The sequence below is a fragment of the Neisseria mucosa genome, from assembly GCF_003044445.1.
Taxonomy (GTDB): domain Bacteria; phylum Pseudomonadota; class Gammaproteobacteria; order Burkholderiales; family Neisseriaceae; genus Neisseria; species Neisseria mucosa_A.
Genome location: NZ_POWX01000002.1, coordinates 188,467 through 210,403, shown reverse-complemented (window position 1 = coordinate 210,403; position 21,937 = coordinate 188,467). Strand labels below are relative to the sequence as shown.

Annotated in this window: 19 protein-coding genes; 8 read left to right on the top strand and 11 right to left on the bottom strand. The window is 52.0% G+C overall.

Annotated elements, in window-relative coordinates; translation table 11 throughout:
- On the bottom strand, positions 1 to 337 hold a 337-nt coding region (locus tag DBY90_RS02240), incomplete at its 3' end, for a helix-turn-helix domain-containing protein (RefSeq protein ID WP_234405087.1).
- A gap of 493 nt (positions 338 to 830) precedes the next feature.
- Entirely contained in the window at positions 831 to 1,361 is a 531-nt protein-coding gene (gene yjgA / locus DBY90_RS02230; protein WP_070493621.1) for a ribosome biogenesis factor YjgA, read from the bottom strand.
- A 173-nt stretch (positions 1,362 to 1,534) separates the two neighbouring features.
- Between yjgA and pmbA the strand changes: the two genes are divergently transcribed.
- The 4 genes from pmbA to DBY90_RS02210 all read left to right on the top strand — a co-directional run bounded on the left by pmbA (position 1,535) and on the right by DBY90_RS02210 (position 5,959).
- Positions 1,535 to 2,866, top strand: coding sequence for a metalloprotease PmbA (pmbA, locus tag DBY90_RS02225; protein WP_070493624.1), 1,332 nt, complete (start codon positions 1,535 to 1,537; stop codon positions 2,864 to 2,866).
- Between the two features lie 86 nt (positions 2,867 to 2,952).
- The gene (locus tag DBY90_RS02220) at positions 2,953 to 4,134 is read left to right on the top strand and encodes a glycosyltransferase (protein WP_070493627.1); all 1,182 of its coding nucleotides are present in this window, start codon (positions 2,953 to 2,955) and stop codon (positions 4,132 to 4,134) included.
- Positions 4,135 to 4,257: 123 nt separating this feature from the next.
- A complete protein-coding gene (dusA, locus tag DBY90_RS02215) occupies positions 4,258 to 5,262 on the top strand; it encodes a tRNA dihydrouridine(20/20a) synthase DusA (RefSeq protein WP_083286780.1) in 1,005 nt (334 codons plus the stop codon).
- Between the two features lie 85 nt (positions 5,263 to 5,347).
- Positions 5,348 to 5,959, top strand: coding sequence for a phosphatase domain-containing putative toxin (locus DBY90_RS02210; protein ID WP_199904688.1), 612 nt, complete (start codon positions 5,348 to 5,350; stop codon positions 5,957 to 5,959).
- Positions 5,960 to 6,346: 387 nt separating this feature from the next.
- Here the strand turns inward: DBY90_RS02210 and cysE are convergent, their stop codons facing one another.
- Positions 6,347 to 7,165, bottom strand: coding sequence for a serine O-acetyltransferase (gene cysE, locus DBY90_RS02205; protein WP_019270423.1), 819 nt, complete (start codon positions 7,163 to 7,165; stop codon positions 6,347 to 6,349).
- A 168-nt stretch (positions 7,166 to 7,333) separates the two neighbouring features.
- On the opposite strand from cysE, the gene grpE reads away from it, so the two are divergent.
- The 3 genes from grpE (at position 7,334) to DBY90_RS02185 (ending at position 11,859) form a co-directional block, all read left to right on the top strand.
- Positions 7,334 to 7,915: a nucleotide exchange factor GrpE gene (grpE, locus tag DBY90_RS02200; protein ID WP_070491098.1), complete on the top strand. Its 582-nt coding sequence runs from the start codon at positions 7,334 to 7,336 to the stop codon at positions 7,913 to 7,915.
- Positions 7,916 to 8,218: 303 nt separating this feature from the next.
- Positions 8,219 to 10,150 (top strand): molecular chaperone DnaK, encoded by a 1,932-nt coding sequence (gene dnaK, locus DBY90_RS02190; RefSeq protein ID WP_009311595.1) that lies wholly within the window; start codon positions 8,219 to 8,221, stop codon positions 10,148 to 10,150.
- A gap of 176 nt (positions 10,151 to 10,326) precedes the next feature.
- Positions 10,327 to 11,859 carry a helicase HerA-like domain-containing protein gene (locus DBY90_RS02185; RefSeq protein ID WP_070491096.1) on the top strand — a complete coding sequence of 511 codons (1,533 nt, stop codon included), beginning with the start codon at positions 10,327 to 10,329 and terminating at the stop codon, positions 11,857 to 11,859.
- A 409-nt stretch (positions 11,860 to 12,268) separates the two neighbouring features.
- Here DBY90_RS02185 and DBY90_RS02180 read toward each other — a convergent pair whose 3' ends face one another.
- From DBY90_RS02180 to DBY90_RS02165, 4 genes are all read right to left on the bottom strand, one after another.
- Complete coding sequence (locus tag DBY90_RS02180) at positions 12,269 to 12,958, bottom strand: DUF4145 domain-containing protein (RefSeq protein WP_070491103.1); 690 nt, start codon at positions 12,956 to 12,958, stop codon at positions 12,269 to 12,271.
- Between the two features lie 263 nt (positions 12,959 to 13,221).
- Complete coding sequence (locus DBY90_RS02175) at positions 13,222 to 15,258, bottom strand: M3 family metallopeptidase (RefSeq protein WP_070491094.1); 2,037 nt, start codon at positions 15,256 to 15,258, stop codon at positions 13,222 to 13,224.
- 245 nt (positions 15,259 to 15,503) lie between these two features.
- Positions 15,504 to 16,370, bottom strand: a complete 867-nt coding sequence (locus DBY90_RS02170; protein WP_107986471.1) for a hypothetical protein — start codon at positions 16,368 to 16,370, stop codon at positions 15,504 to 15,506.
- A gap of 32 nt (positions 16,371 to 16,402) precedes the next feature.
- Complete coding sequence (locus DBY90_RS02165; protein WP_107986469.1) at positions 16,403 to 17,254, bottom strand: mechanosensitive ion channel family protein; 852 nt, start codon at positions 17,252 to 17,254, stop codon at positions 16,403 to 16,405.
- A gap of 301 nt (positions 17,255 to 17,555) precedes the next feature.
- Here DBY90_RS02165 and DBY90_RS02160 point away from each other — a divergent pair, with 301 nt between their 5' ends.
- A complete protein-coding gene (locus DBY90_RS02160; protein WP_003744687.1) occupies positions 17,556 to 17,891 on the top strand; it encodes a hypothetical protein in 336 nt (111 codons plus the stop codon).
- 130 nt (positions 17,892 to 18,021) lie between these two features.
- Here the strand turns inward: DBY90_RS02160 and ilvC are convergent, their stop codons facing one another.
- From ilvC to ilvB, 4 genes are all read right to left on the bottom strand, one after another.
- The gene (ilvC, locus tag DBY90_RS02155; RefSeq protein ID WP_107986467.1) at positions 18,022 to 19,035 is read right to left on the bottom strand and encodes a ketol-acid reductoisomerase; all 1,014 of its coding nucleotides are present in this window, start codon (positions 19,033 to 19,035) and stop codon (positions 18,022 to 18,024) included.
- Between the two features lie 73 nt (positions 19,036 to 19,108).
- Complete coding sequence (locus DBY90_RS02150; RefSeq protein ID WP_107986465.1) at positions 19,109 to 19,402, bottom strand: putative quinol monooxygenase; 294 nt, start codon at positions 19,400 to 19,402, stop codon at positions 19,109 to 19,111.
- A 62-nt stretch (positions 19,403 to 19,464) separates the two neighbouring features.
- Complete coding sequence (gene ilvN / locus DBY90_RS02145; protein ID WP_029609678.1) at positions 19,465 to 19,956, bottom strand: acetolactate synthase small subunit; 492 nt, start codon at positions 19,954 to 19,956, stop codon at positions 19,465 to 19,467.
- An 11-nt stretch (positions 19,957 to 19,967) separates the two neighbouring features.
- Positions 19,968 to 21,695, bottom strand: a complete 1,728-nt coding sequence (ilvB, locus tag DBY90_RS02140; protein ID WP_070491085.1) for a biosynthetic-type acetolactate synthase large subunit — start codon at positions 21,693 to 21,695, stop codon at positions 19,968 to 19,970.
- Positions 21,696 to 21,937 lie beyond the last annotated feature (242 nt).

Genomic DNA, 21,937 nt, shown 5'->3' with positions numbered 1-21,937 from the left:
GTTTGGCTTTGTCCTTTTCGGTCCGCTTTTGGCTGAGGGCTTTTAACTCCTTTAGATAGGCAACCTTTGCGCGCATATAGCACAACTCTTCGATAAGCTCTGCCTGTGTTTTTTCGTGGTCGGGTTTATCGGCGATAAAGGGGTTTTTGCGGTGGTCGGTCATGGTTTTGGATTGGGGATGTTCGAGTGCGCCGATGCCGCCTTCTTGATAGGCGCGTATCCACCGTCGCAGGTGGGTTCGGGAAATGCCGTAATGATCTGCGGTACGCTGTTGGCTGCGTATGTGCAGGTAGTGGAGTACGGCTTGGTATTTGAAGTGTAATGTATATTTGCTCATAAAAAAACTGCACCTTGTGAGTTGGAGGGGATGTCCAACTTTTGGGGTGCAGTTCACCTTTTTCTGTAAATTAAAATAAGCAGGGCAGATATTGTTTTCCCGTCAGGTGCGTATGGTTATAGTGGATTAAATTTAAACCAGTACGGCGTTGTCTCGCCTTAGCTCAAAGAGAACGATTCTCTAAGGTGCTGAAGCACCAAGTGAATCGGTTCCGTACTATTTGTAATGTCTGCGGCTTCGTCGACTTGTCCTGATTTAAATTTAATCCGCTATAACTTACCGTTGTTATTTCCGTACGGGTGGGAATTCGGAAGTTTGAAGTTGCAGCAGCTTTCGAGATATTTCCGCAATGCAGAGTTCTGGATTCCCGCCTGCGAGGGAATGACGGCAACGGCGGTTTCAGACGACTTTTAAAGGCTGATGATAAAGTTTATCCGGAAATATGAAAAAAGGTCGTCTGAAACCTCAACCCGTTTTCAGACGACCTCGATATTTATTCTTCCCAATCCTGCGTTTCTTCCGAATCGCTCTGACCGCCTTCCATGATGGATTTGATTTCTTGGAAGAGGGCTCGGAAGTTTTTCGGCGGTTTGTTTTGTTCCTGCTCTTTTTTCGTGTTGCGGATTAAGGTGCGCAATTTGCCCGCGTCGGCGTGGGGGAAGTCCACCATGAATTGGGTAAGCGCGTTGTCGTCTGCCAAGAGGCGCGTGCGGGCTTGTTCGACGCGTTGCAAGAAGGCGTTGTGGGCGGTATTTTCGCCGCGCAGTTTGGCGAGGAAGGCTTCGATGGGCGCAGGGTCGGTGTCGCGCATGAGCCTGCCGATGAATTGGCTTTGGCGTTTGAGCGCGCCGTTGGACGTGATTTTTTTGTAGGTAACGACGGCTTCGTACAAGTCTTCGTCCAAGCCGATTTTTTTCAGCGTATCGGTCGAGAGTTTGGTCAACTCCATGCCCAAAGCCTGCAAATCGTTCATCTGCTTTTTCATTTGGGTTTTGCTGACCCATTCGTCTTCGTTTTCAAACATTTTGATAAACCTTTAATTTTGTTTCGGGTATTTTAGCACGTTCGGGCAGGTTTCACGTCAACGCCCTGTTGAAACGGCGTTTTCAGACGACCTTTTGTCTTTGGCGGCGGTATTTTTGCCGAGGTCGTCTGAAAACGGTTAAAATGCCGCAAACCTCTGTCAGGAAACCTTTTATGCTGTTTAACCACACTGCCTCCGAGCTGACCGGCTTATGCGGGCACGCCTTGGATTTGGCAAAAAACATGGGCGCGGCGGCTGCCGAAGCCGACTTTAGCGAATCCATCGGACAAAGCGTCAGCGTACGGCTGGGCGAAATCGAACAAATTGAGTTCCAGCAGGACAAATCGCTGGATATTACCGTTTACGTAGGCAAACGCAAAGGTCGCGCCAGCACTGCCGATTTCTCCGAAAAAGCCCTGCAAGACACTGTCAAAGCCGCCATCGACATCGCCCGCTACACCGCCGAAGACGATTGCGCAGGTCTGGCAGATGCTTCACTGATGGCGCAACACGTCGGCGACCTCGACCGTTACCACGAATGGGATTTAAGCACGGAAGCTGCCATCGAGTTGGCAAAACAATGCGAACAAGCCGCCCTGAGCGCGGATGAACACATCGAAAACTCAGAAGGCGCAGGCGTTCAGACCGGACATTACCAATACGTTTACGGCAACACCCACGGCTTCACCGCCCACCAACAAGGCACGCGCCACAGCATTTCGTGCAGCATCGTCGCCGCCGACGAAAACGGCATGCAGCGCGACTACTGGTACGATGCCGCCTGCCGCCATCAAGATATGGACAGCCCCGAGCAAATCGGCAAAACCGCAGCCGAACGCACCTTACGTCGTCTGAACAGCCGCAGCATCCCGACGGGCAGCTATCCCGTCCTCTTCGATACCACCGTCGCAGGCGGTCTTATCGGACACCTCGTCGGCGCACTCAGCGGCGGCGCGCTCTACCGCCAAAGCAGCTTCCTGATCGACAGTATAGGCAGAAAAGTTCTGCCCGATTTCCTCAGCCTGCGCGAAGAACCGCACATTCCCCGCGCCTTCGGCAGCACCTATTTCGACTCCGAAGGCGTCGCCACGCAGCCGCGTTTCGTTATCCGCAACGGCATTGTCGAAGGCTATTTCCTCAGCAGTTACAGCGCAAGAAAACTCGGTATGCAGACCACGGGCAACGCCGGCGGCGCGCACAACCTTTATTTGAACCATACGCATGAAACGCAGTCCGACTTACTGAAAGAAATGGGTACGGGATTGTTGGTTACCGAACTGATGGGGCAGGGCGTGAACACCATCACGGGCGACTACTCGCGCGGTGCAGCGGGTTTTTGGGTGGAAAACGGCATCATCAGCCACCCCGTCCAAGAAATCACCATCGCCGGCCGCTTGCAGGATATGTACCTCGGCATCGTCGGTACCGCCAACGATGTGCTGCGCCGCTCTTCCAACAAAATCGGTTCGGTGCTGATTGAGAGCATGACCGTGGCGGGGGAGTAGGTTTTACCCGGTTATTAAAAAGGTCGTCTGAAAACGGCGAATGGTTTTTCAGACGACCTCAAATTGATTATTACGAAAGTTTCTTCATGCACGTTGCCGTTATTCCTTCTTGGTATCCCAAAACCGAAACCGATGTGGACGGAATCTTTTTCCGTCTTCAAGCCCAAGCCTTGCAGCGCAAAGGTCTGAAAGTCGGGGTGATTGCGCCGATGTTCCGCTATTTGCGCGTCCATACCAAATCCATTTTTACCGGTCCGTACGGCATTCGGAAACACAATCAGGGCGGTTTGAATACCTATGCTTACGACAGTATGTATTTTTTCCCCCGTTTCCCTGTTGTCGATTTGGACCGCATCCGCTGGGTACGCGCGGGTATGAAGGCATTTGCGCGGTATGTGCGTGAAAACGGCCGCCCCGATATTGTTCATGCACATTCCATGAACTACGCGGGTATCCTTGCCTACGAAATTTATAAGACTTACGGTATTCCCTACGTCATTACCGAACACAGCAGCACCATTACCCGCAACCTCATACGGCCTCACCAATGGCCGATCATGCGCCTCGCTGCCGAACATAGCGCCGCGCGTTTTGCCGTCAGCCGCGACTTCAGCCGCCTGCTGAAGGAAAAATACGGTTTGGAATGGGAATACCTGCCCAACGTACTGGGCGACAATTTCGCAAGGGATTTCACGTTTCCCGATAAAGGAAACCAAGACTACACCTTCTGTACCGTTTCGCATCTGCGCCATCTGAAAGGGCATGACCTCCTGCTGCCGGCCTTTGCGAAAGCGTTGGAAAAATATCCTTTCCTCAAATTGAAAATCGGCGGGGACGGCGTGGAAGCCGCCAATTTGCGCCGTTTGGCACAAGAGTTGGGCATTACGCATGCCGTCAGCTTCCTCGGTGCGCTCACCACGGACGAAGTATTGGATTTGATGCGCCAAAGCGACGCTTTCGTCCTTGCCAGCCGCACGGAAACCTTCGGGGTCGTGTTTATTGAAGCGTTGTCTCAGGGATTGCCCGTCATCGCCACCATGTGCGGCGGTCCGCAATCCATCGTTACGCCCGAGAACGGTATTTTGGTGCCGACCGAAAATATCCCCGCGCTTACCGATGCATTGATTGAGATGTATGAAAATCGCGAACGCTTCGATCATGAAAAACTGCGTCAAGATTGTTTGGCAGAGTTTAGCGAGGAGGTTATCGCTTCAAGCTTAATCCGCACATTTGAAAAAATCGTCGGAGAAAAGCAAAAGCAACCTTAAGCTTTGCTATAAAGCCAATCTGACGCATCGGTTTTCCGCCGTCCCGCCATCCGTTTAATCCGTTTCCTTTTCAGACGACCTTCAAGAATAAAGGTCGTCTGAAACACTGTTTACACACTACATATGCCGCAAACCAACCTCCCGCCCCGCCGCCTTTCCATCGCCCCTATGCTCGACTGGACAGACCGGCACTACCGCTACCTCGCCCGCCAGATTACGCTCAACACATGGCTTTACAGCGAAATGGTCAATTCCGGCGCCATCGTCTATGGCGACAAAGACCGCTTTTTGATGTTCAACGAAGGCGAGCAGCCCGTCGCCCTGCAACTGGGCGGCAGCGACCCGTCCGATTTGGCGAAAGCAGCCAAAGCCGCCGAAGAATACGGCTACAACGAGGTCAACCTCAACTGCGGCTGCCCCAGTCCGCGCGTGCAGAAAGGCTCGTTCGGCGCGTGTCTGATGAACGAAGTCATGCTGGTTGCCGACTGCCTCAACGCCATGCAGGACGCGGTCAAAATCCCCGTTACCGTCAAACACCGCATCGGCGTCGATAGACAAACCGAATACCAAACCGTCGCCGATTTCGTCGGCACGCTGCGCGACAAAACCGCCTGCAAAACCTTCATCGTCCACGCACGCAACGCATGGTTGGACGGGCTTTCCCCCAAAGAAAACCGCGACGTTCCGCCGTTGAAATACGATTACGTTTACCGCTTGAAACAAGAATTTCCAGATCTGGAAATCATCATCAACGGCGGCATCACCACCAACGAAGTAATCGCCGGACACCTGCAACACGTTGACGGCGTAATGGTTGGGCGCGAGGCGTACCACAACCCGATGGTCATGCACGGATGGGACAGACTGTTTTACGGCGACACCCGCAGCTCGATTGAGTACGCCGATTTGGTGCAGCGCCTCTACACATACAGCCAAGCACAAATTCAAGCCGGACGCGGTACAATCTTGCGCCACATCGTCCGCCACAGCCTCGGGCTGATGCACGGTCTGAAAAACGCCCGCACTTGGCGGCGTATGCTTTCCGACGCGACGCTTTTGAAAGACAACGACGGCAGCCTGATTCTCGAAGCATGGAAAGAAGTCGAGCGGGCGAACGTATGGGAATAAAAGCGCGGTTTTTTAAACATCAAACACGTTGTCTGAAAACAGATTCCTTTTCAGACGACCTTTTCACCTTTTTAATCTATCCTTGATGATGAAACGAACCATACCGATTATCTTCTCAGCCTTCCTGCTTGCCGCCTGCCAAGCCTCGTCCACTCAAGAAACACGAACCATGAATCCCCGACTTTGGGCAGTATCTGTCAAGCAAGATGCCAACCTTTACCGTATCGATGACAAACTCTACCGCAGCGAACAGCCTGTTCCCGAGGACGGTGAAACCATTTCACAGCAGGATATCAAAAGCGTCGTCAATCTGCGCTTTTTCGACCGCAATGACGACGACTATCTCAAGCAATACGGCATCAACATCATCAACCGCCCGCTGTTGTCGTGGAATGTCAAACCTAAAGACATCGCCGAAATCCTGTACCTGATTGAAAAACAACAACAAAACGGCGCAGTCCTCATCCATTGCTACCACGGTGCCGACAGGACGGGGCTGATTGCCGGAATGTACCGCATCCTTTACCAAGGCTGGCAGATTGAAGAGGCAAAAGCCGAAATGCAGCACGGCCCCTACGGTTATCACAGCATTTGGAAAAATATCGCCAACCTGTTTACCGAAGCAAAAATACAGGAAGTCAAAAACCATTTGGAACGCCTGCGCAGCAACGAACGGAATGCAGTATCGGAGCAATAACGCTGACTTATACATCCAATACCGACTCTGGCTGCCCAGCTGATTTTTAGAGACAGCATATTTATTGGTGCATTATTCCCGCTCAGGCGGGAATTCATCGGAAATCTTCAATTCAAAATTAGATTCAATCCTATGAGAAATGGCGGTTAATAGCGGGTGTCGTATCAAAAAAATATAGTGGATTAAATTTAAATCAGGACAAGGCGACGAAGCCGCAGACAGTACAGATAGTACGGCAAGGCGAGGCAACGCCGTACTGGTTTAAAGTTAATCCACTATAAGCAAAATAAGCGTGTCGGCCGTATAGAAAAAGGTCGTCGGAAAACCTTATCAATCAGGTTTTCAGACGACCTTTTCGTATCTGCGGTCTTAATCGGGCAATTCGGTTCAAATCACAAAATCCATTGCCACGCCCTGTAAGCTTTGGTCCATATCCGCCGCCGGTGTTTTGACCGAGCGTCCTACCGGTTTGGCAGGTACGCCGACGACGGTAATCGAAGACGGTACGTCCGCAACGACCACGCTGCCCGCGCCGATTTTGGAATTGTCGCCGATGCGGATGTTGCCCAATATCGAAGCGTTCGCACCGATCATCACGCCGTCGCCGATTTTCGGGTGGCGGTCTCCGCATTCCTTGCCTGAACCACCGAGCGTTACGCCGTGCAAGATAGAAATATTGTTGCCCAACACGGCGGTCTCGCCCGCCACGAAACCGGTGGCGTGGTCGAGCATCAGACCGTGACCGAAACGGGCGGCGGGATGAATATCAACACCGAACACTTCCGACATACGATTTTGCAGGAAATACGCCAGCGTTTTGCGGCCGTTTTGGTAAAGCCAATGGTTGATGCGGTGCGCCTGAATAGCGTGGAAACCTTTGAAATACAGAAGCGGCAGCGAATATTCGTCGCACGCGGGGTCGCGTTCGTAAATGGCTTTCAAATCGGCTTCGACGCAGTTGCTGATGCGCGCATCGCTGCCCAATGCCTGCTGGTAAATTTCAAACAAGGCGCGCACGTCCATAATCGGGCTGCCGAGTTTGCTGGAAAGATGATAAGCAAGGACAGAATCGAGCGAATCGTGGCGCAACACGGTTTGATGCAAAAAGCTCGCCAGCATAGGTTCGGCTGCGGCTGCAGCTGCGGTTTCTTCGCGGATGGTATGCCAGAGGTTGAAATCGGTTGTGTTCAGGTGGTCTTTTTTCATATCGGAGGTCGTCTGAAAACAGGATGGTATCGGCGTATCTTACCTTTTATCAACAATTTGCGATAGCGCATCTCGGAATATGTTTATTACATCGGCTTTTATATGCTTGAAGTTTTTTCAGACGACCTTATATAAAGCTGCATTGAATACCAACCCCTATTTAAAAGGATGTCCGACATGACGGAGCATAACGAACCGCAACAAACCGAAACTGAAATCGAAACAGCGGCAAAAGTGGAAACCGCCGAAGCTGTCGAAACCGAGCAAACCGAAACGCAACCGGAAGCGCCGACTTACGAAGAATTGCAGGCGCGTATCGCCGAGTTGGAAGGACAGCTGAAAGACAGCGAGCTGCGCGGTCTGGCAAACGAGCAAAACCTGCGCCGCCGCCATCAGCAGGAAATTGCCGATACGCACAAATTCGCCGGACAAAAATTCGCCACCGAAATGCTGCCGGTCAAAGACTATCTCGAAATGGCATTGCTCGACCAAAGCGGCAATTTCGACGCACTGAAAATGGGCGTGCAAATGACGCTGAACGAATTGCAAAAAGCGTTTGACGCCACGCATATCAAAGAAATCAACCCGCAGCCCGGCGACAAACTCGACCCGCACCAACATCAAGCGATGCAGGCGGTCGTCAGCGAGCAAGAGCCGAACACCATCGTCAGCGTCATGAAAAAAGGCTACACCCTGTCCGACCGCGTACTGCGCCCCGCGATGGTTATCGTAGCGAAAAAAGAAGCCTGAAGGCACCGCTTGATGAAGTTTATCAAGCATAAAATTTTCAGACGACCCTTCCCAGTTCCTCAGCCTTCAATCCCACTTTTGGAAAATCATTCTGATGATGCCCAATCGGAAAACAAAGACTAGGTCGTCTGAAAAACAAAACACTGACCTGTGGATAAATAGTTTAATCTGTTGAATTTTATATTTAAAAAATTTCAACAAAACCCTTGAAAAAATATCGGGCAACCCTATTTACAGGTCAACGGAACAAAATGTTCCACACAATTATTAATTTAGAAAAATCTTTTTAGGAGCAACATCAATATGGCAAAAGTAATCGGTATCGACTTAGGTACAACCAACTCTTGTGTATCCATCTCTGAAAACGGTCAAACCAAAGTTATTGAAAACGCAGAAGGCGCACGCACTACGCCGTCTGTCGTCGCTTATCTGGACGGCGGCGAAGTCCTCGTCGGCGCACCCGCCAAACGCCAAGCCGTAACCAACGCTAAAAACACCATCTACGCTGTAAAACGTTTGATCGGTCATAAATTTGAAGACAAAGAAGTCCAACGCGACATCGAATCCATGCCTTTCGAAATCATCAAAGCCAACAACGGCGACGCATGGGTGAAAGCGCAAGGCAAAGAGCTGTCTCCTCCGCAAGTTTCCGCAGAAGTCCTGCGTAAAATGAAAGAAGCCGCCGAATCTTATTTGGGCGAAAAAGTAACCGAAGCCGTGATTACCGTTCCGGCCTACTTCAACGACAGCCAACGTCAAGCCACCAAAGACGCAGGCCGCATCGCTGGTTTGGATGTAAAACGCATCATCAACGAGCCGACCGCAGCCGCTTTGGCATTCGGTATGGACAAAGGCGACAACAAAGACCGCAAAGTAGCCGTATATGACTTGGGCGGCGGTACCTTCGATATTTCCATCATCGAAATCGCCAACCTCGACGGCGACAAACAATTCGAAGTATTGGCAACCAACGGCGACACCTTCTTGGGTGGTGAAGACTTCGACCAACGCCTCATCGACTACATCATCGCCGAGTTCAAAAAAGACCAAGGCATTGATTTGAAACAAGACGTGATGGCATTGCAACGTCTGAAAGAAGCTGCCGAAAAAGCCAAAATCGAATTGTCCAGCGGCCAGCAAACCGAAATCAACCTGCCGTACATCACCATGGATGCAACCGGCCCGAAACACTTGGCAATGAAAATTACCCGCGCCAAATTCGAAAGCCTGGTTGAAGACCTGATTGCCCGCTCTATCGAGCCTTGCCGCACCGCATTGAAAGATGCCGGCTTGAGCACCAGCGACATCGACGACGTGATTTTGGTCGGCGGTCAGTCCCGTATGCCGAAAGTACAAGAAGCCGTGAGAGACTTCTTCGGCAAAGAGCCGCGCAAAGACGTGAACCCTGACGAAGCCGTTGCCGTAGGCGCAGCGATTCAAGGCGAAGTATTGAGCGGCGGCCGCAGCGACGTATTGCTGCTGGACGTAACCCCTCTGTCCTTGGGTATCGAAACCATGGGCGGCGTGATGACCAAGCTGATTCAGAAGAACACCACCATCCCGACCAAAGCGTCGCAAGTGTTCTCTACCGCCGAAGACAACCAAAGCGCAGTAACCATCCATGTACTGCAAGGCGAACGCGAACGCGCTTCCGCCAACAAATCTTTGGGTCAGTTCAACTTGGGCGACATCGCACCCGCACCGCGCGGCATGCCGCAAATCGAAGTAACCTTCGACATTGACGCCAACGGCATCCTGCACGTTTCCGCCAAAGACAAAGGCACAGGCAAAGCTGCCAACATCACCATCCAAGGTTCTTCAGGCTTGAGCGAAGAAGAAATCGAACGCATGGTGAAAGATGCAGAAGCCAATGCCGAGGAAGATAAAAAACTGACTGAATTGGTCGCTTCCCGCAACCAAGCCGAAGCCCTGATTCACTCCGTGAAAAAATCTTTGGCCGACTACGGCGACAAACTCGACGCAGCCGAGAAAGAAAAAATCGAAGCCGCGCTGAAAGAAGCCGAAGAAGCTGTAAAAGGCGACGACAAAGCCGCCATCGATGCCAAAGCCGAAGCATTGGGCGCAGCCAGCCAAAAACTGGGTGAAATGGTTTACGCACAAGCACAAGCCGAAGCCCAAGCAGGCGAAAGCGCACAAGCCGAGCCGTCTTCAGCCAAGAAAGACGACGACGTAGTAGATGCCGACTTTGAAGAAGTAAAAGACGACAAGAAATAATTGAGGTCGTCTGAAAAAAGCGCGAATCGCAAGGTTCGCGCTTTTTGTTTGAATTATTTATAGTAAAAGGTCGTCTGAAAACTTTTCAGACGACCTTCTGCCTATCTGTTGCCCTGTGTGTGGAAACATAAGAAAATAGCCTTATTTTTCAAACCATCCAATCAAAGGAAACCTTCATGACGACATTCCCCATCGCGCGCGCGGGCGATAAGACACTTGAAATCCAAGGCAAAATGGCGAACCGCCACGGCTTGATCGCCGGTGCGACCGGTACGGGCAAAACCGTGACCCTGCGCCGTATGGCGGAAGCCTTCAGCAGCGAGGGCGTTCCCGTATTTTTGGTTGACGTCAAAGGCGATTTGTCGGGCATCGCGCAAGCGGGTGCCGCCAGCGGCAAGGTGGGCGAACGCATTGCCGAGTTTGGCTTGGGCGAGCAATGGCTGCAAAGCTTCCCCGTGCGCTTTTGGGATGTTTACGGCGAAACCGGCATTCCGGTGCGCGTGACCGTTTCTGAAATGGGCCCGCTGCTGCTGGCGCGTTTGATGAATCTGAACGATACGCAGGAAGGCTTGTTGAACCTCGTGTTCAAAGTCGCCGACGACAAAGGCTGGCACATTCTGGATTTGAAAGACTTGCGCAGTATGCTGAAACACGTTTCCGACCACGCTTCGGAATACCGCACGCAATACGGCAACGTCTCCGCCGCCAGTATCGGCGCGATTCAGCGTCAGCTTTTGACGCTGGAGAACGAAGGTGCGGAAAAATTCTTCGGCGAGCCGTCGCTCAACCTGCAAGATTGGATGCAGACCGACAACGGCAAAGGCGTCATCAATATCCTCAATTCGGAAAAACTGATGCGCTCGCCGCGTATGTACAGCGCGTTTTTGCTGTGGATGTTGGCGGAGTTGTTTGAAACCTTGCCCGAAGTCGGCGATTTGGACAAACCGAAATTCGTGATGTTCTTCGACGAAGCGCATTTGATGTTCGACAACGCCGCCAATGCGCTGGTGGAGCAGGTCGAACAAGTCGTGCGCCTGATCCGTTCCAAAGGCGTGGGCGTGTATTTCGTGACCCAAAACCCGCTCGATTTGCCCGACACCATCCTCGGACAGCTCGGCAACCGCGTGCAACACGCCCTGCGCGCCTTCACGCCGCGCGACCAGAAAGCGGTTAAAGCCGCTGCCGAAACCTTCCGCAGCAATCCGAATATCAAAGTTGCCGAAGCGATTGCCGAGCTGGGCGTCGGCGAAGCACTTGTTTCCTTCCTCGACGAAAAAGGTATGCCCGAGCCGGTAGAACGCGCGCTCGTCCTGCCGCCGCAATCTTCCTTGACCCCGCTTGCCGCAGAAGAGCGCAACCGCTTGTTCCAAAACGATGATTTGTATCCGACCTATAAAGACATGGTGGACAACTATTCCGCCTTTGAAGCCTTAGCCGAAGCCGACAGTCAGGCTGCGGCGGAGAAAGAGGCGACAGCAGCGGCAAAAGAGCAGGAAAAAGCGCAAAAAGCCGCTGAAAAAGAAGCCGCCAATGCCGATCCCGGCATACTCGGCGGACTGCTCGGCGGCTTGAGCGGCGGGCGTAAAAAGTCAGGACAGGGCTTGGGCTACAACGTCGCCGACGCCATCGGCAGCCAAATCAACCGCCAAGTGACCAACGCCATCTCCCGCAGCGTGATGGGCATTATTAAAAACATGTTTAAAAAATAAGGCGTAAAAAGAAGGCAAAGGTCGTCTGAAAGCCTGACAATCGGTTTTCAGACGACCTTTTATATTAATTCAAAAAATATACCGTCATGCCCGCGCAGGCGGGAATCCAGGTCCGCCCGCACAGAAACTTATCGGGTAAAACGGTTTCTTTAACTTTACGTTCTGGATTCCCGCCTGCGCGGGCATGACGGAATTTGATCACATGCTGGATTTAAAGTTAAGTATGTTTGCTATACGTTCTAGATTTCCGCTTGTTCTATTTTTACATTAACCTTGCCATAGGCTCTGTTCGGGTTTGATTCTCAACTCATACAGTTTAAGACGTTTGTAATCCTCGTAAAAAAGGTCGTCTGAAATTTTCAGACGGCCTCTAATATTTTTGAAAATTGAAATGGAAAACTACCTGCAGTTACTTTTGAGTAGGTGGGGAGGAAGGATTTTGTGCCTGATTTTGCAAGTTTCTTTTATCTTGAGCTTCTGCGGCGTTTCTTGCATTTTCGGGCAACTGTTCATAAGAATTATTCCACCTTTTGGGATTTGTAATGGTTTCCTCCACAATAGCGTTGAGTAAGCCAAACATATTTCCAGCGAGATTATCAATATCTTCATCTGAAATTTCACCGGGGTGTACCGCATTATTACCAGTAATCCTCACAGTATCAGCAATTTTGATGGCCATCCCGGATAACTTTTTTTGCTTGACCAGCGACCTAATATCGGCATTGATATTTTCCCCTCCTTCTCCCAAATGGGTACATAGTCTTTGCAAGCCTAAACGCAGTAATGCCGCGGCTCCTCTAGGGGATTTGATGAAAATTCGGGCGGCTTCTTCGTAATCTTTTTTCACATCCTCGGGCATGTCTTCGGCTGGAAGTGGGGTAGATCCGAAATCGGGGTAGAGCATTTCTCCTTCTTCAGCTATGAAACCGTTAGGGGCTATTTGGGTTACTCGCCAAAGGCTATATTCTTCGCAATGAGCGCAAATAGCTTGGTAATAAACAAAGCGGTCTTCACTCCGCCATTCCATATGCGCATATGCCCCGCAATGTGGGCAATTAAAAGCAGCTTTCCCAAATTCAGGTGCTGTGTATTTTGTCATTTCTGACATCTCCCTATCAATGTTAACAAAACAATATTTATTGGTTTCGATAAAGGTCGTCTGAAACTGTCAGACGACCTTTTATATTAAATTCAAAAAACATGCCGTCATTCCCGCGCAGGCGGGAATCCAGACCTGCCCGCACAGGAACTTATCGGGTAAAACGGTTTCTTCAACTTTACGTTCTGGATTCCCGCCTGCGCGGGAATGACGATTCAGGCATTTTATATTGAATCCGCTATGTTTTTACCTCAACCTTACTTTCAAGCCGCGTTGTCGAAGCCGCTGTGGCGCAGCAGTGCGTCTATGCTCGGTTCGCGTCCGCGGAAGGCTTTGAAGGATTCCGCCGCGCTGCGGGAGCCGCCGACGGCGAGGATTTCCTGCCAGAAGCGTTTGCCTGTGGCGGCGACGTCGTCGCTTTCTTCAAAGGCGGCGTAGGCGTCGGCGCTGAGGACTTCGGCCCAGGCGTAGCTGTAATAGCCTGCGGAGTAGCCGCCGGCGAAGATGTGGCCGAAGCTGTTGGCGAAGCGGTTGTATTCGGGCGGTTGGATGACGGCGACTTCTTTGCGCACGCTGTCTAAAACCTGCGGCCAGTTTTTCAGACGGCCTTCGTCGTCTTCGCTGTAAATGGTCATGTCGAAGAGGGCGAACTCCATCTGGCGGACGAGGAACATGCCGCGCTGGAAGTTTTTGGCGGCGAGCATTTTGTCGAAGAGTTCTTTCGGCAGGGGCTCGCCGGTTTCTTCGTGGGCGGACATTTGTGCCAAGACGTCGTATTCCCAGACGAAGTTTTCCATAAACTGGCTGGGCAGCTCGACTGCGTCCCACTCGACGCCGTTGATGCCGGATACGCCCAGTTCGTCCACTTGGGTGAGCAGGTGGTGCAGGCCGTGGCCGGTTTCGTGGAAGAGGGTGAGGATTTCGTCATGGGAGAGGCGGGCTTCTTTGCCGCCTACGGGCGGGGTGAAGTTGCAGACGAGGTAGGCGGTGGGCAGTTGCAGCGTGCCGTCGGCGAAGCGGCGGCGGCCTTTGTAGTCGTTCATCCACGCGCCGCCGCGTTTGCCTTCGCGGGCGTAGAGGTCCATATAGACGCCGCCTATGGTTTTGCCGTTTTGCTCCAGCTCGAAGTAGCGCACGTCTTTGTGCCAGACGGGAACGGTTTTTTCGGCGAACCCGATGCCGTAGAGTTTTTTGATTTGGGCGAACAGGCCTGCCAGGACTTTGCCAACGGGGAAGTATTTTTTGACTTCGGTTTCGCTGAATGCGTATTTGGCTTCGCGCAGTTTTTCGCTGGCGTAGCTCAAATCCCACGGCTGCGGGTCGGCGAGGTTCAGGCGTTCGCGGGCGAAGGCTTTGACTTCGGCGAGGTCTTTTTCGGCGTAGGGTTTGGCGCGGCGGGCGAGGTCGTGCAGGAAGGTGAGGACTTGTTCGGGTGTATCCGCCATTTTGGTTGCCAACGACAGCTCGGCGTAGTTTTTGAAGCCGAGCAGTTTGGCGGTTTGCAGGGCGTTTTCGAGCGTGCGGTCGATGTTGGCGGTGTTGTCGAATTTGCCGTCGTCTGAAAGTTCGCTGGCGCGGGTAACGTAGGCGCGGTAGATTTGTTCGCGCAGATCGCGGTTGTCGGCGTATTGGATAACGGCGAGGTAGTGCGGAATCTGCAAACCGATTTTGTAGCCTGTTTTGCCTTCGTTTTGCGCGGCGGCGGCAAACATGGCGAGCGAGTCTTCGGGGATGCCGGCAAGCGGTGCGGCGTCGTCAAAGTAGAGGGCGAAGGCGTCGGTTGCGTCTAAGACGTTTTGCGAGAATTTGGCGGAGAGTTGCGCGCCTTCGGTTTGCAGTTTCGCCAGTTCTGCCTGCTGTTCGGGCGGCAATTCCGCGCCGCTGAGGACGAAATCGCGCAGGTCGTGGTTGAGCTTGGTTTTTTGTGCGGGGGAGAGGGTGGCGAATTCGGGGGAATTTTTGATGGTTTTGAAGCGGTTGTACAGCTCGATGTCTTGTCCGATTTCGGTGAAGAAGATGGTGATTTCGGGCATCAGTTCGTTATAGACGGCGCGCAGTTCGGGCGTATCGACGACGGAGTTGAGGTGCGACACGACGCCCCAAATCCTGTCGACGCGTTCGGTAATGTCGGTCAGACGCTCGACGGTGTTTGCCCAGTCGGTGTGCGTTTGGGCTTTGACTTCGGCAATCTGCGCGCGCGCTTCGGTGATGGCGGTTTGCAGGGCGGGTTTGATGTCGGCGGTTTGGATGGCGTCAAAACGGGGTTCTTCGCCCAAATGGAGCAGTACGTTGTCGGTCATGGATGGGATTCCTTTGTGTGGGTGGCGGGTTCGGACGGAGGTCGTCTGAAAAATGGCTGCCGCCTGAGTCAATGGGAAAATGGGGATAATGTGTGTCTAGGGTTTTAGGTTTGCCGTTCGGGCGAACCGATTGTGTTTTCAGACGACCTGTTTGGATTCGGGGTCGTCTGAAAACGACGGGGCAAACAATAGGGGAGATATAGTGCCATCGCGTCAGGCTTAAAGCGTCTTTCCCTGTTTTTACGCTATTCCGCGCCGCGCGGGTTGGATTTGAGCGGGGCGGCGAGGTCGAGGCTCATCGGCGTGCCCGCGGGGGCGAACACGGCTTGTGCGACATTGGTTTGCAGTGAGTCGGCAAACGCGCCGCGGTAGATTTTCGCGCCTTGGTGGGTCAGGTTGGATTGGACGTCAACATAAACTTCGCCCCCGATTTGCTGCCACAGGCGGCAGAACGTGTAGTCTTCGGAAAGGTAGCGTTTGCTTTCGGGATCGACCATGCAGTCGAAAAATCGGTAGTGCAGCCCTTTGTCTTCGCGTTTGTAGTCACTGTCGGAGATGTAGTTCAGCTCGGGGTAGGCGGCCATCATTTTTTCGAACACGCTGCGTTTGATGACCATGAATCCGGTCGGCGCGTCATCGACTTTCATAAAGCCTTCTTCATCGACGCGCAGGACGATTTCGCCGTTTTCGTTTTTATCGCCTGTGTTGACGGTGTAGGCGGTGTACATCCGCTCGAAATCCGCTTGGGTCGTGCCGGCGGGAACGCCTTCGTCCGGCCAGTTTTCCCGTTTCAACGGATAAATGCCCGCTACCACGTCTTTATCCGCCAAAAGCAGGCGGTAGAACGCTTCGGCGGAAAAACCGATGTCGGAGTCTATCCAGAAGAGGTGCGTCCATTCTTGGTTTTCCAAGAAGGTCGCCACGCAATTATTGCGCGCGCGGGTAATCAGGCTCTCGCCGCGCTGCATCATTACTTGCAGCGGCCAGCCGTTTTGCGCGCTGGTGTGGACGATATTGAGCAGCGAAAGGACGTAATTGTGGAAATATTTCCCGTCGTGGCTGGGGGTCATGATGACGGGGTACATTTGCGTAAGGGAGGATTCGGGCAACATAGTATTTTCCTGATTGTTAATAGATTATGGGCTTAAGCTTGAGGGTTTAGCAGGCGGTATTGTACGCGCAAAAATTCATCCAACACTGCTTGCTGGATTTCTAAACGCTTCGCCACGGGCGAGGCATAGCGCACGATGATAAGGTACACCTTGTCGTCATGCGGCACGCGGGTTACGCGCGGCTGGGCGGCGGGTGTGATAAATAATTTCTCCGCTTGAACATTATCCAAATGCTGTTGGATGGCAGGCACATAAGGTCGGCACAAAGGCTCCAATACGGCTTTCAGACGACCTACAATCACATCTGAATCCAAATGAATCGGTACGGGAATCTCCACCGTATGAATCACATAATCGCCCAAAATATTGTCGCGGCGGACGGAATGGTTCAAAAGCAGGCTGTTGGGAAACGACAGCGTTTTGCCCGAAAGCTGACCGACCAGCGGGTTCGGGCCGATCTGCATCATCAGCGTGTTCAAAAGATTAATATCGACCACGCGCCCGCGCAGACCGTCAACTTCGATATAGTCGCCAACCGAATATTGTTTCGTTACCGAGCGCAGGATGCTGCCCGACAAACACATAATCAACTCTTTAGTCGCCACCACAATCGCCGCCGCTACGGCAAACATCGATAGCGCCAGCGTCTGAATTTGTGTCGCCCAAATTATTGCCAACCCGAAAATCGTCAAAATCAACGTCAGATTGCGGCTGAGTACCAAGGAGCGGCGTTTTTCCTCAATGCTGTAATGCGGATGGCGGCGCAGATAAAGGTTCAGCAAAATACCCCGAAAAACCAGCAGCGCCACCACCATCAGCACCGATTCCACGACTTCCTCGCGCACCGGCAGGGTATGCAGCCATTGCCGTACTGTGTCCCACATAGTGAAAAATCCTATATTTATCTTGATATTGTTTTCAGACGACCTATACGCACCATCGGCACAAGCTGCCAAGCCGTCTAGGAAATGACATTATAAATGATAACGAATGGTGAGGTCGTCTGAAACATTCGCAAGAGGCATATCATCAAAATTGCGCGTTCAGACGACCTTTAAAAGCTATAATGATATACCGTAACACTATGTTAATAAAGAAGAAATTGTTTACTGAGCTGCCAAAAAAGGATACTATAGGGGCGTAACCTAAAGGGTTTGAATTAACCACCGATAACGAGGAATCAAAATGACTTGCAAAATCCACGATCATCATGATCATACCCATGGTGCCGGTTGCGGCCATACCGCCATCAAACATGACGACCATACCGACTATCTGCACGACGGTCATCTGCACCACGAACATAACGGTCATTACGACGAGCACAGCTTAAGCGTCAATGAAACCAATCCCGACGGCTGCCATCCCGTCGACACCTGCCAAGGCCACGTTCACGGCGAAGGCTGCGGCCATGAAGCCGTACCGCACGGCGATCACACCGACTACATCGTCAACGGCCGCCTGCACCATCAACACGGCGACCACTGCGACGATCATGGTCCGGTTGAGATTGTGAAGTAAGCAGTTTTTAGAGCTTAGGTATAAAAAGGTCGTCTGAAATACATTTGGGTTTTCAGACGACCTTTTTACGCTGTGTATAACAAAAAACCTGCCCGAATCATCGGGCAGGTTTTTTGTTAGCTGAATCGAATTAGTTTTTATCCAAGTCGACCAGTTTGTTTTTGGCAATCCAAGGCATCATGGAGCGCAGTTGTGCGCCGACTTTTTCGATTTGGTGGTCGGCATTCAGACGACGGCGTGCGGTCATGCTGGCGTAGTTGGTTGCGCCTTCTTGAATGAACATTTTGGCGTATTCGCCGCTTTGAATACGGTACAGGGCTTTTTTCATCGCTTCTTTGGTAGCAGACGTGATGACTTCAGGGCCGGTAACGTATTCGCCGTATTCCGCGTTGTTGGAAATGGAGTAGTTCATGTTGGCGATACCGCCTTCGTACATCAAGTCTACGATCAGTTTCAGCTCGTGCAGACATTCGAAGTAAGCCATTTCAGGTGCGTAACCGGCTTCAACCAGGGTTTCAAAGCCGCATTTCACCAGCTCGACTGCGCCGCCGCACAATACGGCTTGTTCGCCGAAGAGGTCGGTTTCGGTTTCTTCGCGGAAGTTGGTTTCAATAACGCCGCCTTTGGTGCCGCCGTTGGCTGCTGCGTAAGACAGGGCGATGTCGCGGGCTTTGCCGCTTTTATCTTGGTAAACGGCGATCAGTGAAGGCACGCCGCCGCCTTTCAAAAATTCGCTGCGCACGGTGTGGCCTGGGCCTTTGGGAGCAACCATAATCACGTCCAAGTCGGCACGCGGTACGATTTGGTTGTAGTGTACGTTGAAGCCGTGTGCGAAAGCGAGTACCGCGCCTTGTTTCAGGTTAGGCTCGATTTCGTTTTTGTATACGACGGGTTGGTTTTCGTCGGGCAGCAGAATCATCACTACGTCTGCTTTTTTGGTGGCATCAGCTACGGATAATACTTCGAAGCCGGCTGCCTCTGCTTTTTTCCAAGAACCGCCTTGGCGCAGGCCGACTACTACGTTTACGCCTGAATCTTTCAGGTTGGCTGCGTGGGCGTGGCCTTGCGAGCCGTAGCCGATGATGGCGACGGTTTTACCTTTGATCAGGGACAGGTCGGCGTCTTTATCGTAATAAACTTGCATTTGATTTCCTTTGGATAAAATGGGTTCCGGCTGTGTGTTGAGGATGCCGGACAGTTGGATTGAGGGTAAAGGGTTAAACGGAGAGTTCTTCCATCAAAACGATTTCGAGTGCATCGGTTTTGCCGTCGATGGCTTTGACGAAGCCTTGGAAATGTTCGCTGGCGTTATGCGCATCGATGGCTGCTTGGGATTTCCAGTTTTCGATGAAGACGAAACGTTCGGGTTTGCCGATTTCCTGATGCAGATCGTAGCTGATGTTGCCTTCTTCCACGCGGCTGGCTTTGACCAGGTTTTGGAACAAGGGTTTCAGCGTTTCCGTGTATTCGGGTTTGACGGTAACCAGCGCGACGATTTTAATGTTTGACATAAATCTCTCCTGCCGTTTCTGTTTTCAGACGACCTATCGGGTCGTCTGAAAACCTGACGGTGTTAAATTTTCAAAATACGCTCGCCGCGGCCGATACCGGCTGCGCCTGTGCGTACGGTTTCCAAAATCTGGGCGCGTCCGACGGTTTCGAGGAAGGAGTCGAGTTTGTCGGTAGAGCCTGTGATTTCGATGGTGTAGCTGCGGTCGGTTACGTCGATGATGCTGCCGCGGTAGATTTCGGTCAGACGTAAAAATTCGTCGCGGTCTTTTCCGACGGCGCGGACTTTTACCAGCATCAATTCGCGTTCGACAAAACGGCTTTCGTTCAAATCGACCACTTTGATTACCTCAATCAATTTATTGAGTTGCTTGGTGATTTGTTCGATGACTTGTTCGTCGCCATGGGTAACGATGGTCATGCGCGAAAGGGTTTTGTCTTCGGTCGGGGCTACAGCCAAGGAGTCGATGTTGTAGTCGCGAGCGGAGAAAAGACCGACCACGCGGCTCATCGCGCCTGATTCGTTTTCCATCAGAACAGATAAGATATGTCGCATTGTCGTTCTCCTTACGCTTTCGGGTTTTCGCGCATATGCGGCGGCAGGACCATTTCATCCAAACCTTTGCCGTTGCCGACCATAGGCAGCACGTTTTGTTTTTTGTCGGTCAAGAAGTCCATAAATACCAGACGGTCTTTTTGTTTGACCGCTTCCAAAAGCGCGCCTTCAACATCGGATTTTTTGTCCACGCGGATGCCGATGTGTCCGTATGCTTCCGCCAGTTTGACGAAATCGGGCAGGGAATCGAAATAGGTTTCCGATTCGCGGTTGCCGTAATACAGTTCCTGCCATTGGCGAACCATGCCGAGGTAGCCGTTGTTGAGGGTAACGACGTTCACCGGAATGCGGTATTGGAAGCAGGTGGACAATTCTTGGATGTTCATCTGAATTGAACCTTCGCCGGTAATGCAGAACACGTCTTGATCGGGAGCGGCGAGTTTCGCCCCCATCGCATACGGCAAACCTACACCCATCGTACCCAAGCCGCCGGAGTTAAGCCATTGGCGCGGGCGTTCGAACGGATAATATTGCGCCGCGAACATTTGGTGTTGCCCTACGTCCGAAGTGATGATGGCGGAGTTGTTGGTGATTTCGGCAAGTTTTTGCACGACGTATTGCGGTTTGATGATTTCGCTGTCGTTGTCAAACCACAGACAGTCTCGCGAACGCCATTCTTCGATGCTTTTCCACCATTTTTCTAAAGAATCGGACGCGGGAGTCGTATCTTGTTTGCCCCACAAGCCGATCATTTCGGTTAACACGTTTTTCACATCGCCGACAATCGGAATATCGACTTTGACGCGTTTGGCGATGCTGGACGGGTCAACATCAATATGAATGACTTTTTTGGCTTTTTCAAAGAATTTGGACGGGACGGAGACGACTCGGTCATCAAAACGCGCGCCTACTGCCAACACGACGTCCGCGTTTTGCATGGCGAGGTTAGCTTCGTAAGTGCCGTGCATACCCAGCATACCCAAGAATTGTCGGTCGCTTGAAGGATATGCGCCCAGACCCATCAGCGTGCCGGTACACGGCGCGCCCATCATGCGGACAAACTTCGTCAGTTCTTCCGAAGCGTTGCCCAAGATTGCACCGCCGCCGAAATAGACAATCGGACGCTTGGCGGAAGCCAACATTTGGACAGCTTTTTTAATCTGTCCGATATGACCTTGCACTACAGGTTGGTAAGAACGGATAAAGATGTCTTCCTGCGGATAGCTGAATTTCGCCATCGCCTGCGTTACATCTTTAGGAACATCGACCACAACAGGACCGGGACGACCGCTGGCGGCGATTTGGAATGCCTTCTTAATGGTCTCGGCAAGCTCGTTGACATTGGTTACCAAGAAATTGTGTTTGACGCACGGACGGGTAATGCCGACCGTATCCACCTCTTGAAACGCATCCGTACCGATGAGCGAATTGCCGACCTGTCCGCTGATGACCACCATCGGGATCGAATCGCTGTATGCGGTGGCAATGCCGGTCAACGCATTGGTCACGCCCGGTCCGGAGGTAACCAGCGCAACGCCGACTTTGCCACTGACGCGCGCATACGCATCTGCCGCGTGTACCGCCGCCTGCTCGTGGCGTGCCAGGATGTGCTTGAATTTATTGAGTTGGAAAATAGCGTCGTAGATTTCGATGACTGCGCCGCCCGGATAGCCGAAAACATACTCTACACCTTCGGCTTTGAGACTTTGCACTATGATTTGTGCGCCTGATAATTGCATAATGACCTCTTTTATATGGTTTCAAACCAATAGGGGCAACCCGCCTCGCCACAGCACCTGTAATGCAAGCCCTCCAAGCAGCGGTTTAGGGTACGCGCATTGAAGAAACACGGCGACAGTCAAACTGTCCAATCAATTGGGATAAAACACAGAGTTTATGAATGAAAGAATGCAAACGATAACGCAAACCGTCTATTCAATCAAGACAAAATCTTTCATCTTTTAACGTTGTTTGAATATTG

Bases quoted from the DNA above. Each gene is read 5' to 3' on its own strand.
- yjgA (WP_070493621.1), bottom strand. From the start codon at position 1,361: ATGTTTGAAAACGAAGACGAATGGGTCAGCAAAACCCAAATGAAAAAG.
- pmbA (WP_070493624.1), top strand. From the start codon at position 1,535: ATGCTGTTTAACCACACTGCCTCCGAGCTGACCGGCTTATGCGGGCAC.
- DBY90_RS02220 (WP_070493627.1), top strand. From the start codon at position 2,953: ATGCACGTTGCCGTTATTCCTTCTTGGTATCCCAAAACCGAAACCGAT.
- dusA (WP_083286780.1), top strand. From the start codon at position 4,258: ATGCCGCAAACCAACCTCCCGCCCCGCCGCCTTTCCATCGCCCCTATG.
- DBY90_RS02210 (WP_199904688.1), top strand. From the start codon at position 5,348: ATGATGAAACGAACCATACCGATTATCTTCTCAGCCTTCCTGCTTGCC.
- cysE (WP_019270423.1), bottom strand. From the start codon at position 7,165: ATGAAAAAAGACCACCTGAACACAACCGATTTCAACCTCTGGCATACC.
- grpE (WP_070491098.1), top strand. From the start codon at position 7,334: ATGTCCGACATGACGGAGCATAACGAACCGCAACAAACCGAAACTGAA.
- dnaK (WP_009311595.1), top strand. From the start codon at position 8,219: ATGGCAAAAGTAATCGGTATCGACTTAGGTACAACCAACTCTTGTGTA.
- DBY90_RS02185 (WP_070491096.1), top strand. From the start codon at position 10,327: ATGACGACATTCCCCATCGCGCGCGCGGGCGATAAGACACTTGAAATC.
- DBY90_RS02180 (WP_070491103.1), bottom strand. From the start codon at position 12,958: ATGACAAAATACACAGCACCTGAATTTGGGAAAGCTGCTTTTAATTGC.
- DBY90_RS02175 (WP_070491094.1), bottom strand. From the start codon at position 15,258: ATGACCGACAACGTACTGCTCCATTTGGGCGAAGAACCCCGTTTTGAC.
- DBY90_RS02170 (WP_107986471.1), bottom strand. From the start codon at position 16,370: ATGTTGCCCGAATCCTCCCTTACGCAAATGTACCCCGTCATCATGACC.
- DBY90_RS02165 (WP_107986469.1), bottom strand. From the start codon at position 17,254: ATGTGGGACACAGTACGGCAATGGCTGCATACCCTGCCGGTGCGCGAG.
- DBY90_RS02160 (WP_003744687.1), top strand. From the start codon at position 17,556: ATGACTTGCAAAATCCACGATCATCATGATCATACCCATGGTGCCGGT.
- ilvC (WP_107986467.1), bottom strand. From the start codon at position 19,035: ATGCAAGTTTATTACGATAAAGACGCCGACCTGTCCCTGATCAAAGGT.
- DBY90_RS02150 (WP_107986465.1), bottom strand. From the start codon at position 19,402: ATGTCAAACATTAAAATCGTCGCGCTGGTTACCGTCAAACCCGAATAC.
- ilvN (WP_029609678.1), bottom strand. From the start codon at position 19,956: ATGCGACATATCTTATCTGTTCTGATGGAAAACGAATCAGGCGCGATG.
- ilvB (WP_070491085.1), bottom strand. From the start codon at position 21,695: ATGCAATTATCAGGCGCACAAATCATAGTGCAAAGTCTCAAAGCCGAA.